The following is an 18,196-nucleotide window of genomic DNA, read 5'->3' as shown; positions in this document are numbered from 1 at the left end:
ACGAATGTTCAAATTCATATACGGCACCACTCAGTGTTAGAACGGAACGCTGATATCCCGTTCTCTGAGGGCGGTCGGAGCTTCTCGAATGCGGGCAGCGACAACTCACACGTATGCACGGATCTGACACCAACACAACCGTCGGAACGCCGCATTCGGTCACAGCAGGGACTCTCACACTGCAAATTCCGATCGCAATCGCACTTCTTTCAGTAATTGCGGTTGAGCCTGTGCTTGCCCAACAGACGTCACAGAGCGCTGTCTGTAGCGCTGATAACCTCCCTGGGATGATTGAGGGATTCTTCCAGCTCTCGACTGCGTTGGGGATCGTCGGACTGGCAGTCGTCTGGCAGGCTGACTCTCTTATTGAGATGTTCACGCTCAACCCCGATCAGAAGAAGGGACTCAAACGTCACAAGCGGTCCGCGATGAAATCTGCTGTAGTCCTGCTCATTCTGGGACCACTCTACACCGTTGCTGGTTCTGTGATGGGGCTGCCATTAGCACAGTGTGTTGATCTCGCACCCTGGTAAGCCGTCTCCAACGCACTCGTGAGATCACCAGTCCCTTCGCCGGTTGCGGTGTTCATTGCGGCTGTCCTCATAGCGAGTCTTATCACAAGCGTCGTCTCAGCGAACCCGCCGCGGCCCGGTACCGAAGCGAATGGACTCTCCGAAAATGAGTCTGCCACGCTTTGGTCTCGTGACGCAGACGCCTACATTACACAGGCGGAATACCAGCAGCGCTATGGGGACACCCGGACGGTCACCCACCAACTCGCGAATGGGACAGATATCACATTCAAGCGACCACCGGCGACCGCCGCCACGTGGACCCAGAATGATTTTGCAGATCTCAACGCCGGCGACACAGAGACGTCTGTCTATCCACCTCACGCGGCGCTACACGATGGGGAATTCATCAAAGACGCCCACGCAACGATATTCGCTGTCCAACCCTCGACGCACGGGCATCTCGAATCCGGCGTCACGCCCCACTACATTGCACCGGAGGGCACGCTCCGCGGCTTTATCGACTATCGCGTTCGTGTGCCGAACAAAAGCGACACGGCCGAGAGCACCACTTGGTCTCTCGCGACCCACGAGATCGAAGAAATTCGCCTCCAGAAAGACGGGGAGACGATCGCGAAGACGAGTGGCTCACACACGCCGGTCCTTGATTATCAGATCAGCGACGATTGGAATGCAACGCTCACGCTGGAAGCGGATATCCACGTGCGATTGCGACAGGCCGTCCGAACCGGCGCTGGTACTCAGTCCGCTCGCACTGTCAGCTATCACACTGAAACTCACACCGTCTCCGATTCAATAGCCGTCAAGATCTATGCCCTCTCGGCATCGCCGTATTACGCGACATTCCCGAACGGTGACGCTGGAGTTGCGGTCTTCCAAACCCAGCCGTGGCAGGGCTATACACTCACTGATAAGACGGATGCACGTGTCCGTGGGATCTGGCGCTTTTACACCGCTCGTGACACCAACTGGGACACGCTCGTCTCTGCAAATCAGACTGCGAGTACAGAACACGAATCGGATGCGATCCCAGTTTATGTTCACGCGTATCCGTCGCGGATTGGCCCCCGTGCAGAACCCGTGCGAGATGGACCAGACATTCTCGAGACGTGGGGTATCAAGCGCGGGACTCCTACCGGAACGATCGACGAGAACGTCGATATTGAAGTCGTAAACCAGTCCTATACGACGACATACGGGGTTGCGGTCCGATCGCAGACCCTTGATCGAGAGGCCCTTCGTGTCGCCGGCATCGTTCGGGGTGTTAATGCCTCAATTGTCGAACCGCCGTCTGGGTCGGAACGGCAACTCCGCGAGAGTACCCTGACAGCTGACGTCCTGTGGCAGAACCAGTCACAAGCGCTTGTGGAGGTGCAATTGCGTGATTCACAGACTGGCGATCCTATTGTCCTCGCTAATGAGAGCCGCTGGAGTCCCATCGGTGGGGATGCCCGCGAGGGGTACATCACAATCGGTGAGAAGCGAGTCGAGACCAATGCCTTTGGTATCGCTCTCGTCACGCTTGATGATCCCGACATCTACACTGCCCGATATTATCCAGGATCGTGGCTGGGGCAAAACCCGGCGTACGTGAGTGATACAGCGACAGTGCGCTGGCATCCACTCGGAACCATCGACGGTTGGTTCGCATTCCTCTTTGAGAGTTTCTGGCAGTTGATACCGTTTTTCGTGATGTTCTACGCCGGACATCGTCTTCTCAGAATGTTTGGTCCAGAAGACCTCTTCCAACAAGACCAATGACAAGATACAATTCACACATCAGTAGACGAACCGCCCTTCGTACAGCCGCAAGTGCCGCGCTTGTGAGCGTTGCTGGTTGCCTGAACAACGATGGAGACTCTGGCACGCCCAATGATGGGGCTGGCTCTCCAGACGATCACGGCCCGCTGCAACGAGTCGCTGTCGACGGGACCACACTCGTTGTCGAACTTTCAGCAGACACCAGCGTTGACCAGATCAACCTCATCCAACCGAACGGAGAGCTCTTCGGAACCCGTGATGTGGCTGCAGGAGCTCAACGGGTCTCATTCGAGATTGGAACCGCATACGAGCCCGGAGAGTACCGCGTAGTCGCCTTGGAAGATGGGGAGACCGTCACAGAGAGTACGACAGATATCGTACCAGACATTCAAATCCAAGACGTTGGGCTCTACCGAAACAACCCCGACAAGCCGTGGGATGAGGTCTACGGAGACACTGAGACTGACCGAAAAAAGAACGGAGAGGCATTTGTCACCATCGAGAACGTTGGTAGTGGGCCGGATGCTGTCGTAGAACTTCTGTTCTCTGATGATGTTCCAAATCCAATTGAAGACCCAAGAGGGAGTGGAATCTACGATGCTGAACAAGTTGTAATCGCTCCAGGCGAGACAATTGATCTGTTCAGTAGTTCGTTCGCATTTGGAACAGAAACCGAGAATGGAATGGGTTGTTCACCAGACGGAAATAGTGGTCAATTCATCGTCACTGTTGAGACACGAGTCGAAGGCAACCGGATCTCGGAAGTCTATGATGTTGTGTACTCAGGGTCCAACGATATGACGGACTGTGATGTCACAATCACGGAGCCATAGCGATGGTTGACCTAATTGACGTCGTACTTCAGGGAACCAAAGGCGTTGTTGATTGGCTCATCGAGCTGTTTATGGATGGCCTCGTCTCGGGGTATGAGGTTTTGACCGAAGAGATATTTGGAACTCCTACTCCCGAAACGAACGGGGGATTTGTTTTCGGGCAGCCAACCAATGCGCCTTGGCCAACAATTCAAGATGCTCTTGTCGGTGGCGAGATCCTGCTTCTCGCGCTCCTGCTTCTGGTTATGAGCGTTCAGGGACGCCATACAGTTCGGATTTTTAATATTGGAAGTGCGTATGAAGCCCGGAAAGCCAAGAAAACAGCCTGGGTCGGGGCTTTTCTAATCATCACGTGGTACTGGGTTGGAACTCTGGCACTTTATCTCGTGGACGGATTCACGATTGCACTGATGCCAGACCTCTACTCAGTTACTGAGGCTATGCTTGGATTCCTAGAAGTGACGATCACAAATCCTGGTTTGGGATTCTTGTTCGCGTTCATCGGTGGAATTTCGATGTGGGCTTTGGAGGCTCTGTTCTACATTCGTAGGATCTTACTCTACGTATACTTGTATGGGATGCCGATTGCATTCGCCCTCGCCTACGGAAATATTCCTGTCCTCTCTAGCATTGCAGCAGGGTTCTCAAAGCGGTTTGTTCCCCTTGCCATTCTGCCGCTGCCAGCTGCTGTAGTATTCAAAGGATATGATCTGATATACGGTGGCGGAACACTCACACCACAGACTGCATTTCTCAAATACCTTGTCGCGGTTTCACTCCCGCTGATTGCCCTCTACATTACCTGGAAGACGTTCAAGTTCGCGACTCCGCTGACAGCCAGAGTCGTTGGCAGTGCAACGAAAGGTGCAGCCCTAATCGGCGGTGTTGCAGCCGGCGCCTACGTCGGTGGCGCCGGTGTTGCGACAACCGCAGCACGGTGGGGACCGAAAGCGGCCGCCGGTCAAGCCCTTGCACAGAAGGCCTCGGCTCGAGGTGGACACGGAACTGAGGATGCGTCCCCATCGTACCGTCGCACCGAGAATGACCCGAGTGGGGCCACCACAGACGCATCGAGCGACAAACGCGGAATGGAGTACGACCGAGGAATTCAGTAAATGTCTACAGACTCAGACGCGGCCGCACGGCGTATTATGAACCAATTTGGCGAGGAGAGTCGCATCCCCTATCTCAACATCGAGGAGGGCGATGTCGGCGTGCTCATCGCCTTCCCAATCATCGCACTCTTCATCGCGAGTCTCACCGGCGTCGAATCGCTCGCGCTCCCGCTCGTGGCTGGCGGGCTTGGATTCGGTGTTGCAGTCATCTACGTCTCTCCTGACCACCTGAACGCGTGGACGTGGACGAAGGACGTCTATCGGTACGCGAAGCGCCCACGAGTCACATTCAGTGCTCCAGCGGAGGCTGACAGTAGCACGAACGAGACAGAGCGAAACGAGGGCGGGCTTGCGAACTACACCCCATTCAAACCAGACGAGCGAACGCAGGACCTCACGAATGTTAAGCGGGCGTGGCCCGGAGCTGGAGCGATTCAACGGGCCGATGGGACGATGGAAGCGTTCATCGAGATCGACCCCGACAATATGGACTTCGCGATGTCCGACGACTGGGCCCAGCTCCAGTCGGCTGGCGAAGACTTCGCCAACAAGGAACTGGACTCGAAACTCAAACTCCACGCGACAACGCGGTCATTTCCAGTCGAACAGATCACTGAGACGATCGAGAAGCGGCTCAGCGATGAGGACGTCACGCAGAACCCGATCTTCCGGGAACTTCTTGCAGAGTACCGCGAGACCCGCCCCAGGGAAATGCGTGATCGGGGCATCCAGCAAGTTCGCTACTACATTGGTGTCGAGGTGACCCCGCTCGAAGTCTACGACAGATATCGAGATGAAGGCACACCTGCGGAGAAACTGACGCAATTCCCCGTCATCGGGTTCCTGTTCAACCCCTTTGTGACACGCCGTGAGGATCTCACTGACGTCGAACGTCGCGCTCAGATGTTCGAGAAGCTCGACAGCCGCGTGAATGACGTTCGTGCCGAATTCATTCAACAAGCATCCGGGTGGTCTGCCCGTCGGCTCAGTACGGTCGAGTTGTTCGTCCTGAATATGGATTTCTGGAATGGTCGTGAGCACGATGACGAATCCGAGCGTGTTGTTCGCGAGCAACCGATCATCGGCCACTCCCCGCGGGAGGATGAGACCAATGCGTAGCGTCGTCCTGCAGGTGGGTGATGAGACTATCTCGCAGCTCTCCGAGTGGCTACTGAATCCAACGTCATCTGAAGGCACAGCGATGTATCTCCTGTTGGTTGTCGCCCTCGGAGCGATCGGGAAACTCTTCTGGACCCGACACACTGCCGACGAAGAACCTGAAGTCGATTTCTCGGATGTCCTTGACGAGGAGACGCTACACGAAGGAGAGGTAGAGGGCCAACTCCTCGACGACATCTCCGAGTCGCATCAGACGGTGACTGCGCCGGCAGCCATCGAATGGGAGACCCGGGCAGCCCACGTCGGCGAGCAGTGGACGACAACGCTGTATATCGCAGACTACGCCGATTACCCGAACGACGGATACCTGAGCGATCTCTTCGAGTTGACCGACGTCCAGTTCGACCTTACCGCACACATCACCCCGAAGAACCAGCAGCGAGCCCGGAATGAACTCCAAGAGATCGCTGATGACCTCCAGGTCGACGCTGATCTTGAACAAAGTATTCGCAGCGCATATCTCCAAGAGCGAGCGACCGAAGCCGCTTCGACCTACAAAGCTGTTGAGAGTGGTGCGAACGTCTTCGACCAAGGACTATTCGTCACGGTTCGCGCCGACGACAAAGACGACCTTCGAGACTCTGTCCAGAAGGTCAAGAGCGCACTTCGGGACGACCCAGCAAATCTGACACCAAAGACGGCGATCTGTCGGCAGGATCTCGCTCTCCAATCAGCGGCCCCCATCGGAGACAACGTGTTTGGCCGCGAGTCAATCGCCCTTGGTGGAGCCGTTGGCGCACTCCTCTCCTCGCCGCATAATGCGACCATCCTCGAAGAGGGCGGGGTCGAATTCGGTATCCACAAGGACAACCAGAGTCCCGTCGTTATCGACCCATTCGCCCGTGACAACGGGTATGCGATGTTCACTGTCGGCGATACTGGGTCTGGGAAGTCGTTCGGCTCGAAACAGAACTTCATCCGCTCTATCGAGCAGAGTAAGGACCGCATCGGCATCATTCTCGAACCGCTCAACAACTGGGCTGGCGTCTCCGAAGCTCTCGATGCGAAACGTATCACTGTCGGCGGGACGCTCGGTCTGAATCCCCTGGAAATTCGCCAGACGCCAGAGCACGTCCAGCGGGCGATGGGTGAGGACGCGAGCCCGTTCAACGAGAAGCTCGACGACGCGATGAGTTTCCTGACGAACTTCTTTGCACTCCGCGGTATCTCCCTCGGCGATCGCCGGACGACGCTTGAACTTGGGCTCAAGCGTGCCTACAAGCGCAATAATATAACCGACGACATCTCCACGCATAGCAATCCCAGCCCGACCATCCGAGATATGATGGACGTCTTTGAAGAGATGGTGGCGAATCCCGAAGCGTTCGTGGTTCGATCCGACGAGGAAGCAGGGAAGATCAAAGCGGACGCAACGTGGCTCCTTGATCAGCTCCGCCCCTTCGAAGAAGAGGGTCGCCACGCCAACCTGGGGAAGTCCTCGGAGTTTGATATCCGTGATGAGAAGGTCATCTACCTTGATCTCGCCCAGCAAGAAGGCAGCGTCGATAGCAGTACGGCGCTGACGATGCAGTTGCTCATCTCGCTTGTGTACGAACGGGCGAAAGAGACGGACAAGGAGGTCGTGTTCGTCATCGACGAGGCGCGCTATATTATGCAGGACGCCGCCAGTCTGGCGTTCCTTGAGACGGTCTTCCGACATCACCGCCATCACGACCTTTCAATTCGACTCGTCACCCAGACTGTCGACGAGTTCTTCGAACACGCTGAAAGCGAGGCCATCCTTGATCAGTGTGCCGTCAAGCAGTTCCATCGTCTTGATGGGATGGACGACCGGTGGGCCGACGAGTTCGGCCTAAATCACGCCCAGATGCGCTACGTGCAAGACGCCGTGCCCGGCAACGAGGACGCCGGCTTCTCCGAGGCGCTCGTCGGCGTTGACGGAGAATGGCGCGGCATCAAGGTTGAGGCGATGTCCAAGGAGAAGCAAGTCATCGACTTCGATCCGACCGAGCAGCGCCGTTCCACACTCCCCGGCGCGGGTGAAGGTGCAGTTGATACGGACGTGCAGGAGTTCCGAGAGAAACTGGAAGAGCAAACGACTAATGGACAGTCGAGTGACGCGGAATCCATCTCCGCCAAGCCTGACGGCGGTTCGATGGAGGGGGAAGACGATGTGTGAGTATCTCCGAGTCACGCCAACATCAGAAGGCCTGGATCCTGAGGGGGTCCCTCGAGTCCTCGAAAGCCTGCACAAGCTGACGACGGCAGAGTCTGCGAGTCTCGCACAGAAGCTGAACCCACTCCACAGTAAGACACCGCCCAAGTTCGAGTTTCTCGCACTATCTGAAGGAGCGGACGACCCTGTCCAGTTCTTCTACGGCGCCGACGAGCATCTCGACACACTGGAAAAACGCCTTCGTTCGATCTATCCCGAGACGTTCGACATCGAACGCGTCGACGTCGGCGTCGCTTCACGGCTCATTCAGCCAGTCGAATTCACACCAGCAGAGTTCATTGAACACTACGAAGCAGGGCAGCTACAGTACGAATTTAGTCCCGACGAGCAGCACGAGCTTGGCGGCGAGGAGCGTGACCAAGACCAGACACCAACGGGCGAAGCATCCTCCCTTGCAGATGGTGGTGCCACAGTCGACTCGTCCCATGGCCACGTCGTCGAGATTGGGGAGACGGCGCTTGAGCTTGGACCTCCAAATGCAGTTCCGGACGAGGGGCCACTGACGACACTCGAAAAGCCAACCGAGACGGCAGAGGGAACAATACTCGCTCGGCCCACCGTCGACGCCGTCTCGCCAGTCGGCGTACGCTGGTCTGGTTCAGCCACCCGAAAGAAAGACTGGATGACGTCGTTGACGCCCTTCGCATCCGGGGACGAAGACGACGGATTGGCTGCTATCGACCAGCCCGGTGCGACGCTCGCGTCACTCGTCGACCACCTGATGGAGGCGGCATCACCAGTAGCGTTTCAGGTTGTGTTCCAGCGACGGACAAGCTGGCAGTCCGACGCTGAGATCAGAAAAGAAGATCTCGTCGACGGGCGGGACACCTTCTTCCAGGAAATCATTGGCTCCCTCCTCGAGGTCGAAGATCAGCGGAGTAATCGCGACGAGAAACAGCTCAGCGAGTCAGTCGCCAAGCGCATCGAGTATATCGACGCGAAGAATCCCAAGCGGTCATTCACTGCCAACATCAGAGCAGTCGGCGTTCCGACCGGTGATGAAGCTCGCGACGACCTCGTGGCCCAGATGGACGCGCTTCGTCCCGTGTTCGACCCGGTTGACGGCCCCTATTACGAAGTCGAAGGGGACCGACTCCGTGCTGACGGCTTTCGAGAAAAGACGAAGGAGAAGAACGCCCGGACTGCCCTCCATCGGCTACTTGATCGAGAGATTACGACCGGCCGAGGCAAGACCCGACCGGATTTCGTCCTCTGTGGGACGGAACTCGCGACCTTTGTGCTTGTCCCATCGTCTGAGCAACTCACAGTAGAAGGAACACGCGGTACCCGCGCTGAACAGCAAAGCAGAAACCCGCTTCCGTGGCCCAATCCAGACCTGGTTCAACAGTTCCAAGAGGGAATGGCGATCGGGTATGCACTCGATGAGAACGGAGTTCCCCAACCGAACCCGATTCGGATTCCGCCCAAGCTCCTGACGACGCACTACGGCCGGTTCGCATCGACAGGCGGCGGGAAATCGAAGGCCATCATCAACGACGCGCTGTCCCTCCGGGAGACGACTGGCGGACCCGTCGTGATCGTCGATCCGAAAGGCGATGGCATGTGCGCGAATTACCTTCGCTGCCACTACGAACACTTCCACGGGGTGGACGACGTCTACCAGTTCCGCGTCCCAGAGACAGTTCCTGCGTTCTCCTTCTTCGACATCCGGCCTGCGCTCAAGGCCGGACGAAACCGTGAAGACGCGATTCAGGACAAGGTCGACCACTTCCACGACATTATGCGGATGGTTATGGGTCGCGAACAGTACGGACAAGCGTTTGTCGCCAACGAGATCCTCAGCTACCTCATCAAGGCGCTCTTCGACGAGGAATACGGTAGTGACGCCTTCGGCCTCGATGAACTCTTTGCGGCTGCACTCCAGATGCAACGCGAGCGGACTGTTCCGCCAGTTTCGGCGGCCAACAGGAACGTCGAGGAGTCGCTCACACGGCACTTTGCGAAGGACGACCACCGATTCCAGGTGTCGATGGACGCCGTCGGGAACCGCCTTGATAAGCTCAGAGAGGACGCACACCTGCGACGGATCTTCAGTCACGTCCCGGAACAGGACGATAACGGCGAATACATCGACAACCGCTTCGACTTCCGCGAGTTCCTAGACGAAGACGCCACGATTCTATTCGACTTAGGAGATCTCCGTCCGGAGGCACAGCGAGCGATCACACTCCTCCTGTTGAGTAACCTCTGGGACGCAGTACAGGTGCGTCGACGTGACGGGAACACGGACTACGAGAACCTTACCAACCTCATCATCGAGGAGGCAGCCCCCGTCGCATCAACGAAACTCGTTTCTGAGCAGTTGCTTCCACAGGGCCGGTCGTTCGGCCTGAGCATGGGACTGGTGATGCAGTTCCCCGGGCAGGTCCGGAACCGGAGCGAACGCGCCTACGACGAAGTCCTCAACAACATCAAGACGAAGCTCATCGGGAACATCTCCATCGAGCGCGACCTCGCAGAGTCGCTGGCCCACGAAGACTTGAGCCCGACCGACCTTCGGAACCGGATCAACACGCTCCCCAGCGGGGAGTGGATTGCACAACTCCCGAGCCCGTCATTCGGGGAAACGGGACCAGCCCCGTTCTCTGTGAAGCCGATCCCGATAGCAGCCGGCCATCCAGAGAGCGACGAGCCCCTTTCTGTTGAACAGAAGGACCACTTTGAGACCGTGGCCCTCCCCCGACTGTCCGAGCGGACACAGACCCAGTACGGGCTTTCTGAGACCACTAGCGAATCAGATGCCGGAGGCACCGAGGGATGGGGAAGTAGACCGAAGGGCGAAGAGTCGACATCCACAGAATCGGCTAGCCCTGTGGACACGACGCAGTCGTCGTTCATCGGACAGGCAACCAGTGATTCAGCAGCCGACGAAGAGAACGAAGGAAACGAAGGGGAAGACAGGGACACCAGCAACCCGCTCTTTGGAGATCCTGAGTCAACTGAGTCAGAAGAGCTAGTCGGTGAAGAGGAGGAGACCGCTGTCGACGAGAACGGATCGTCGCCAGTACAGGCAGGTGGCGTGACCGTCTCAGATGACGAACTCCGACGGCGCGGACTCACTCACGACGACATCCGGTTCTTGACTCGCGTCCTCGACGTGATGAACAGGGACGCACCGAATTATGGACTTATGGATTCAATGAGTGCGTTCAAAGACGACTTTGATGACCTAGACACGCAGCGGCTCATCGACCAGGACCTGCTGGAGGAAGGGCGAGCGTGCAGTCGGAAGTACTACACCGTACTCCCAGCAGGGCGAGAACTGCTCGGCCAGAAACTCAAGGTCGGCCCTGGTCAGGGAGATGTCGGCGAGAAGACGCCGCACAAGGTCGGTGTGAAGCTGCTCGAACTGTGGTTAGACTCCCGCGACAAGGTCGTACAGGTCGAATCCTACTATGAGTACGATGAGGAGACGGTGTTCGATGTTGCCGGTCTCGATGCTGACGGGGACCTCGTGTGGGTCGGTGAGGCTGAACTCGCGAGTAACAACAAACACGCGCCGGTCGACGACTACGACAAGCAGAGTGCAGTGGATGCGAACGCTGTCTGGGCGTTCAACAGACGCGAGACAGCCGTCGAGGTTCTGGACTGTCTCTCTGAGGCCGACCGGATAGACAGCAGTGTGAGTGGGCGTGCAGCCCGTCGATTCTCGGATATTCGGGAAGCCGTCGAATCGTTTGACGCAGAAGGGATGACGACGATTCGGAGCTTCAACAAACTCGACCAGGAGTTCAACAAATGAGTTGGCGACAAGCGACTCGCGAGGAGATTTACAGGTACTACGCCGAGGAGTTCCCCTCATACCGTGACGAACTCCCGTCGTTCATCACAGCAGAAGGGCCGAAACAGTACGCACTCGCGTTTCGGGAACCCCACCCAGTACGGAAAGACGGAGTCCCAGACAAGGACTTCATTCGGCGAGATACGTGGCAGACGAACACCTCCGGAGAGCGGACCACGGCAGCGTTCCACGACTTCGACGACGTCCTTGAGTTCATCCGGCATCCAGCACGGAATGATCCACTCGGTCGGAGTAACTTCGCGCTCGCAGATCCAGACCTGCTTGACAAACCAGACCCGTGTCCTGATGCAGTCTACTACGCGCTGGATCACTGGGAGCGGCCCTGGGTCCTCCTCGTCGACATCGACGCGAAAGATATCGCCAGGAACCGAGCAGCGGATACGGTCTCGGAGGACGTCGACGACCGGGATGACGATGCGTTCCTCAACGCCGCAGGAATCCTAGAGGCCGTGCCTGAGGGGTATCCGTATGCCTTTGAGGATATCGAACGGGCCATCGAGTACGGCTTCGAACTGCGGGATATCTTCGAGGACGACTTCAACGCCGAGGAGACGATGGTGGTGTACAGCGGTCAGGGCGTCCACGTCTACCTCCTCGACAGTGATCCAGCCCATCGGTACGACGCCAAGAGTCGAGAAGTGCTGAACGGACTTCTGCAAGAGACCTATGAGATCCCCATCGACCCAGTGGTTACCGCCGACCGTCGTCGAGTCGCACGACTACCCTACTCGTTGCACGCTGACGTCTGCAGTATCGTCACGCCCATCGAGAGCCCGAACTTTGACGTTCAGTCTGCGACACCGGAGGTGGTCAAGGAATGACTCAGTCGACGCCTGTCGAGGACGAGCGTGCCGCATATCGCGTTGCGACGCTCCCGCTCGAATACGGCACAGCTCGCATCAACCAGCTGTTCACGCGGGGCTACAATCGCTACATCGTCGACGGCGAAGACCAACCAGACGATCTGTTAAACGACCTCGAGCGGTTCGGGACAGCGGCGTTCAAAGAAGACATCAGGACACATGCCGCAGAGGAACCCTTCGTCGACGATCCCGGAACGCTCGCCATCCTCGCGACGTTGAGTGCGATCTGCGTCAAAGCACACCCGAAGTTCGAGCACGCCCCACCACGAAAGGTGCAGGTCCTCTACGATATTCGCGAGCTCTATGTCAACAACCTCGCGTCCCTCCTTCGAGAGTTCGGTGACGGGAGCCTTCAACAGGATATTGCAGAGGTGTTGTACGCGAAAGACCCCGGAGAGGATGGTCCGAACCCTGGTCGCGTTTGTACAGGGATCAAGGAGATACCCGAGTTCGGTGAGGGGTTCTATCTCGAAATCCCGATGGCTGCGGCGTCGAGGGACTGTCTCGTTCACGCCGACACCGAGCCAGGAGAGACCGGAGAACTGCTCACTCGCGTCGAGAACAACTGCCTCTACGTACCGGTCGGTGATTTCGACACGAAGTATCGCGAGTACGCCAGACGTGCGTTCAAGAAGCTCCTGCGAGTCCAAGAGGAGAACCTTTCCGAAGACCAGCTGACGTGGCTGTGCACGAATGAGTCGGCCATCACAGAGCGCATTGACCGCTTCATCGAGACGGGACACCACGAGCGAATCTGGCGAGATTGGAACCCCGGTGAGCGGACCATCCGTGTGCTCCGGGACGCGATTCGAGACGTTCCAGATGAGGTCGTCTCACTGGGGGAGTTCCACTCGGCGAAGAAGCTGTTTGAAGCAGTAGAGGCGTACGACCCAGAAGCAGACTGGAAGCGAGACGTGTGTAATCGTATCTCCAGTCCTCGGAGTCTTGGGAATCTCCTTGCATCCCAGCGCGACCATCGGAATCTCACTATCCGACAGCATAGAAATACGAACCACTATCGGATTCAGGAGTCTTCGCGTGGCGTCCAGCCTCTTGACGTCGAGTCGATTGAAGATCTGTTCGAGCTCCCCTGTATGGCGAATATGGCCGAACGTCTCTATGAAAAGAAGCCAGTCCGAAAGGATCTGTACAGCTTTGCTCGGATGGTGATGTGGCTGCCCCAGTACCAGGACAGTGACCTCGAGACGATTGTCGCGGATCTCAAGGACATCTTCTCACGATGGCCGTGGTACGACGAACAGGTCACCGACTACCAGATTCGCTACGAGTTCTCGAATACGATTGGTGGCGACACCCCGCTCCCGATGAACTGCGACAACGACGATATGCAGCGGTACTGCATCGGGCAGGACCAGTGTCCCTACTCTATCTGGGGAAGTCTTCCCTTCCCGGACGAGATGTACGACCAACTGGATGAGGCGGAATCTACCGGCGAAGAGTTCTAGCTCTGCTGGGAACCAATTGGATGTGATCAAAGCGACCCTGTTGGAAGTCTCAATCGCTGATGGCACGTTGAGTTTCAATGGGCGAATGAACCACATATATAATTTTTATTAGAGGCCTGGTTTTGAAGAGGTCAGAATCCTCGTCGTGCACTTTTCAGGCACTGTAACATCTGTTTTCAGCCGAATAGAGTTATTTCTCTACGAGTCGCAACGAACCTCCGTCAACTGCTGTAATTCGCGGTTGTCGAATTTTTGCCCAGAATTTGATACCGCTCTCTCGAATTCGAGGTTTTCACCACCTCGTCAAGTACAATTACTTCGGATAGCCGTGTTTGAAGTTCGTCGAGGACATCAATAGCGCCTTAGAACAGCCCGACGAGCCTATCGTCAAATCTAAGCGGGTTTCGGTTCTCACTGTACCTCCAGAATTATCCAAAGGAAGGCTAGGGTACACCGGTGCAAACGCCGCTGGCTCTCTCCGGCCGAAGGGCCAGCAAACGAGAGTGTCTACAGCAAACATATCAGAATCCACTCATCGGATAGTGACGCGAATTGCGGTGGGTTTTCTCACCCCCAAGAGGGGTGAGGGGCGCAGGGAGCGCCCACTCAACTACCATGTCTTCAGAACACGAGCGACAGCAATCGCGGCTACGTGGCGAACAGATAGAACAATCGAGCGAAGCGCCGTGGGCGGATCTCGAACTGACGGTTCCCAACGAGAGAAGTCAGCTCTCCATCGTCTCCTTCGTTGAGTGTGTCCTTGTGGAGCTCACCCACGAAGAGGTTGGTGCGGAGTACGTCTCTACGAACGTGTGGGGAACAAAGCGAACGCAGTTCATCTCTATCGACGACAACGGGGAGATGTTTCAGCAGTTTCGAGGCGGAGCCCCCGGCCTCAAGGAGCGAGTGCTTCCGACCAGTCGGAAGCGCGAAGCGAGTAGGCCGGGGAGGAAGCCGACAACTCCGGCACAGACCACGGACTGTAGCCGCCCGCTCTCCCCAACGCTAATAAACTACCGGCCATACATCTGACGTATGGAGGTGCGGCGCACTGTTCCGGTCAAACTCGACGTGGACAGCCACGACGCCGCCCTTCTCCGCGAAACAGTTGATGAGTTTCTGTTGGCTGCCAACTACGTCGCGGACCACGCTTGGCAGGGCGAATACAAGACGACCAGCAAGGCACAGTTGCAGGAGGAAACCTACGACGAGGTACGCGACCGGACACGGTTGCACGCGAATCTCGTCCAGAACGCCCGCAACAAGGCCGCCGACGCCGTACAGGGCGTCGTCGCTCGCTGGAAACAGGGCGAGTACGCCGGGAAACCACACTTCTCACAACCGACTGCCGTCTACGACAAGCGGTGCGCCACGTTCCACGATGAGTACGTGTCGCTGGCGACCGTAGATGGACGTATCGAAGTCGAGTACGTTCTGCCAGATGGGGACCGCGACACACCTCACAGCCGGTATCTCGACAACGACGACTACGAGGTGACGGGCGCAGAACTCCACAACACGGACGGCGAGTGGTTCCTTCATCTTCGCACAAAGGCGGAGGTGGAGTTCGACACGCCGGAGCAGGCAACGACCCAGCACAGCACAGTCCTCGGCGTTGACCTCGGCGTGAACCAACTCGCGGTCACTTCGACGGGCACGTTCTGGAGCGGTCACGAGTTCGACCACTGGCGGCGCGAGTATGAGAACCGGCGGGCGTCACTCCAGCGGTGTGGGTCGCGCCACGCCCACGAGAACATCCAGTCGGTCGGGCGCAAAGAAACGGGGCGGTTCACGATGATGCTCCACCGGATTGCCAACGGCATCATCGAAGAAGCCGCCGAGAACGGGTGTACAGTCGTCGCCTTCGAGGAGTTGACCGGCATCCGTGACCGACTGCCCGGCGCATCGTGGGGGCACAAGTGGGCCTTCAAGCGGTTATACGAGTACGTCGCATACAAGGCTGAGATGCACGGTATCGACGTAGAGCAAGTGGGCCCGGAGAACACCTCACGCCGTTGTTCGCATTGTGGATTCACGCACCCGGATAACCGCGACGGCGAGAAGTTCGAGTGTCTGAAATGCGGCTACGAGAACCACGCCGATTACAACGCGGCCAAGAACATTGGACTACGGTATCTCCGCCGTAACCAAACTGGGGACGGCGGAGGCGCACCCGTAGGCGTGCGCTTGAATCGCGGGACGCTGAACGCGAACGGAGAGTATGAACCTCCTGCCGAAGATTCCGGCCAGAGCGGGAGTCCACGCGAAAGCCCCACCCTCAACGAAGCGAACGGCCAAGCCGTGAGCGAGTAGGGTGGGGTAGTTTACAAACGGCACTACGATGAACGACTTGGGTGGCACGAGTCGACAGTCAGTCGGCGGGCTGTTCGTGAGGATCTCATCACCCGGCTCACCCGGTCGTTGTCACAAGCAACTGATCGCAGTCACGACGTGCCAGTCAACAACCCAGATACGTTCAGCGTCAAACCGGCTCGAAAGCTCCAGATGCGCTGACCTGCGTGAGTTAACCAACAACACCCTGAGTTACGACCTGTTGTTGGTTAACATCGTACTCCTTTCGAAGCCAATCAGGCGGCACCCTGTACGCTACTCTAATCAGGAAACTATTCCCCGAAGTAAGAACTATATCATTCACCCTGCAATCCCGAGTATGTCCGACACAGACGCCGCCGATGGGCCGCCCCCCTTCGAGGACGCGTTCAGCAGCGACGACGTCGAACAGCGCGTCTACGGCACCATCCTGCAGACCCGCGAGCCGACGACGGCGAGCGCGATCGCTGACAGCGCCGACTGTGACCCCAAGACCGCTCGGAAGTACCTTGGCTGGTTCGACGATTTGGGGATCGTCACCCGGCACGATGGCCATCCGGCCACCTACGAACGGAATGACGCGTATTTTGAGTGGCGACGCATCAACCAGCTCGCAGCCGACCATTCCGTCGAGGACCTGCAGGACCGCGTTCGTGAGCTGACGACGCGCATCACCGAGTATGAAGAGACGTACGACGCCGCGTCACCGGCCGCCGTCGACGCCGTCGCCGCTGCGGAGGACACCGACGAGCGAACCATCGACGACGTGTACAGCGACCTCGGCGACTGGGCGACCGCCCGCGAGGAGCGTGACCGCTACGAACGCGCGCGCCAGCAACGCACGGGTGGCGAGCGCGAACAGGCGTCCGGGTAACCCGTTCGATGGTACCACCGACAGGCGATGGCGGGAGCCCTGCTCCCATCGATCGTCCCATCCTCGAGTTCCTCCAGACGCGGCTCCAAGCGACGAAGCAGGTCTCCCGAGCGACCGTCACGGACGCCAGCGGTCATCTGGAACTCCACGTCGTTTTTGCCCCGTCGTACTCCCCGGCAGCTGTCGACGAGGCGCAGTTGATGGTCCGTTGGTACACGAACGACGACTTCAGACTCCACTATCGAGAGCAGCACGCGGACCACGCCTGGGAGTGCCGGTGGGACCGGCACCCGAATCCGCACAATACGCGGGACCATTTCCATCCCCCGCCCACCGCCCCGACGCCCGGCGAGGACGCATCGTGGCCAGACGACCATCGTGATGTCGTTGCGCTCGTCCTCGAGGAGATCGAAGACCGGATTACGGAGTTGTGGGATGAGTAGTGACCCAACCTGCGGTGAGTGTTTGTCGCCGTCCCCCAGTACACGCCGCCTTGTGGTGTGCGAACGAGACGCAGCGCGTCACGTTACCGCCGAGATGCCGTCGTCGACGCCTGTACGCTCGAACATCGTGGATACGAGTTCTACTGTCTCGATCGGCCCGAGAATGTCCCCGAGAGCTGTGAGGGCTGGGTGCTTCACGGCCACCACCACAACAAGGACCTGCAGCAGTTCCCATTCGTTTCCTAGACCAGAGACGAGTGAATGCCCGTGCCGACTGCTCAAAGCGAGCAAAACGATACCCCCGAGTCTGCTGACGCCTGCTGGCGTCCCCGTGGCAAAAACAACACCGGGACGCCGTACACGGTCGAGGATAGGGGTACCGGCGGCTTGGCACCGCCAGCAGTCCACCAGACCGAAACCGTGGGACTATCCGTGCCCAAAAGGTCTGGTAATCCGGTGATTGGACGCCAAACCTGAAACTCCCACCGCTCGGGATTCCTCCGCGTGAACGCCGAGGAGGATGTCAACAATCGGTTCCATACCGGACTCCAAACGCAACAGCAACTCACGACATCCTTGGAGAAGTAAACTACCCTACCCTACTCCCTCGGCGCATACGCGCCTCGGTCCTTGAGGGTGTCGTCAGAAGCATAGTACCTAGCGTAACTTCTGGAGGTATCCGCCGAGATACTTGTCGATCCACGAGGCTGCGAAACTCAGCTGAGTTGTAAGTTGCTCAAAGAGCTCAGTGAGGAGAGCGCGGTATTCTGCCGCGCTC

At 57.8% G+C, this 18,196-nt stretch carries 14 protein-coding genes and 1 pseudogene; 14 read left to right on the top strand and 1 reads right to left on the bottom strand.

Features of this window, described 5'->3' with window-relative positions; all coding sequences use genetic code 11:
• Nucleotides 1-113 precede the first annotated feature (113 nt).
• The 14 genes from D3D02_RS15515 to D3D02_RS20335 all read left to right on the top strand — a co-directional run bounded on the left by D3D02_RS15515 (nucleotide 114) and on the right by D3D02_RS20335 (nucleotide 17,664).
• Nucleotides 114-533, top strand: coding sequence for a hypothetical protein (locus D3D02_RS15515; RefSeq protein WP_233560676.1), 420 nt, complete (start codon nucleotides 114-116; stop codon nucleotides 531-533).
• Between the two features lie 48 nt (nucleotides 534-581).
• Nucleotides 582-2,294, top strand: a complete 1,713-nt coding sequence (locus tag D3D02_RS15510; RefSeq protein ID WP_394337734.1) for a hypothetical protein — start codon at nucleotides 582-584, stop codon at nucleotides 2,292-2,294.
• Nucleotides 2,291-3,127 (top strand): hypothetical protein, encoded by an 837-nt coding sequence (locus D3D02_RS15505; RefSeq protein WP_121570902.1) that lies wholly within the window; start codon nucleotides 2,291-2,293, stop codon nucleotides 3,125-3,127. Before D3D02_RS15510 ends, D3D02_RS15505 begins: the two co-directional genes overlap by 4 nt.
• A 2-nt stretch (nucleotides 3,128-3,129) precedes the next feature.
• Nucleotides 3,130-4,242 (top strand): hypothetical protein, encoded by a 1,113-nt coding sequence (locus tag D3D02_RS15500; RefSeq protein WP_121570901.1) that lies wholly within the window; start codon nucleotides 3,130-3,132, stop codon nucleotides 4,240-4,242.
• Entirely contained in the window at nucleotides 4,243-5,361 is a 1,119-nt protein-coding gene (locus D3D02_RS15495) for a hypothetical protein (RefSeq protein WP_121570900.1), read from the top strand.
• Nucleotides 5,354-7,561, top strand: coding sequence for a VirB4 family type IV secretion system protein (locus D3D02_RS15490; protein WP_121570899.1), 2,208 nt, complete (start codon nucleotides 5,354-5,356; stop codon nucleotides 7,559-7,561). The genes D3D02_RS15495 and D3D02_RS15490 overlap by 8 nt, the downstream gene beginning before the upstream one ends.
• A complete protein-coding gene (locus D3D02_RS15485; RefSeq protein ID WP_121570898.1) occupies nucleotides 7,554-11,381 on the top strand; it encodes an ATP-binding protein in 3,828 nt (1,275 codons plus the stop codon). Before D3D02_RS15490 ends, D3D02_RS15485 begins: the two co-directional genes overlap by 8 nt.
• A complete protein-coding gene (locus D3D02_RS15480; RefSeq protein ID WP_121570897.1) occupies nucleotides 11,378-12,262 on the top strand; it encodes a DNA primase in 885 nt (294 codons plus the stop codon). Before D3D02_RS15485 ends, D3D02_RS15480 begins: the two co-directional genes overlap by 4 nt.
• Nucleotides 12,259-13,770 (top strand): primase-associated protein, encoded by a 1,512-nt coding sequence (locus tag D3D02_RS15475; RefSeq protein ID WP_121570896.1) that lies wholly within the window; start codon nucleotides 12,259-12,261, stop codon nucleotides 13,768-13,770. Before D3D02_RS15480 ends, D3D02_RS15475 begins: the two co-directional genes overlap by 4 nt.
• Before the next feature lie 615 nt (nucleotides 13,771-14,385).
• Complete coding sequence (locus D3D02_RS20975) at nucleotides 14,386-14,802, top strand: hypothetical protein (protein ID WP_199723122.1); 417 nt, start codon at nucleotides 14,386-14,388, stop codon at nucleotides 14,800-14,802.
• A 3-nt stretch (nucleotides 14,803-14,805) separates the two neighbouring features.
• On the top strand, nucleotides 14,806-16,083 hold the full coding sequence (locus D3D02_RS15465) for an RNA-guided endonuclease TnpB family protein (RefSeq protein WP_121570895.1): 1,278 nt from the start codon (nucleotides 14,806-14,808) through the stop codon (nucleotides 16,081-16,083).
• Nucleotides 16,084-16,441: 358 nt separating this feature from the next.
• Nucleotides 16,442-16,975, top strand: a complete 534-nt coding sequence (locus D3D02_RS15455) for a sugar-specific transcriptional regulator TrmB (protein ID WP_121570894.1) — start codon at nucleotides 16,442-16,444, stop codon at nucleotides 16,973-16,975.
• Between the two features lie 8 nt (nucleotides 16,976-16,983).
• On the top strand, nucleotides 16,984-17,418 hold the full coding sequence (locus tag D3D02_RS15450; RefSeq protein WP_115821751.1) for a hypothetical protein: 435 nt from the start codon (nucleotides 16,984-16,986) through the stop codon (nucleotides 17,416-17,418).
• A gap of 57 nt (nucleotides 17,419-17,475) precedes the next feature.
• Nucleotides 17,476-17,664: a hypothetical protein gene (locus tag D3D02_RS20335; RefSeq protein WP_147435627.1), complete on the top strand. Its 189-nt coding sequence runs from the start codon at nucleotides 17,476-17,478 to the stop codon at nucleotides 17,662-17,664.
• A 411-nt stretch (nucleotides 17,665-18,075) separates the two neighbouring features.
• Here D3D02_RS20335 and D3D02_RS15445 read toward each other — a convergent pair.
• Nucleotides 18,076-18,196 (bottom strand): annotated as a pseudogene (locus D3D02_RS15445) (IS630 family transposase); the annotation flags it as partial.

Origin of the sequence: Halobellus sp. Atlit-38R, assembly GCF_003665925.1 — an archaeon.
Lineage (GTDB): Archaea > Halobacteriota > Halobacteria > Halobacteriales > Haloferacaceae > Haloquadratum > Haloquadratum inordinatus.
Note: the sequence above shows the minus strand (reverse complement) of the source record. Positions and strands in the feature narration are given on the sequence as shown.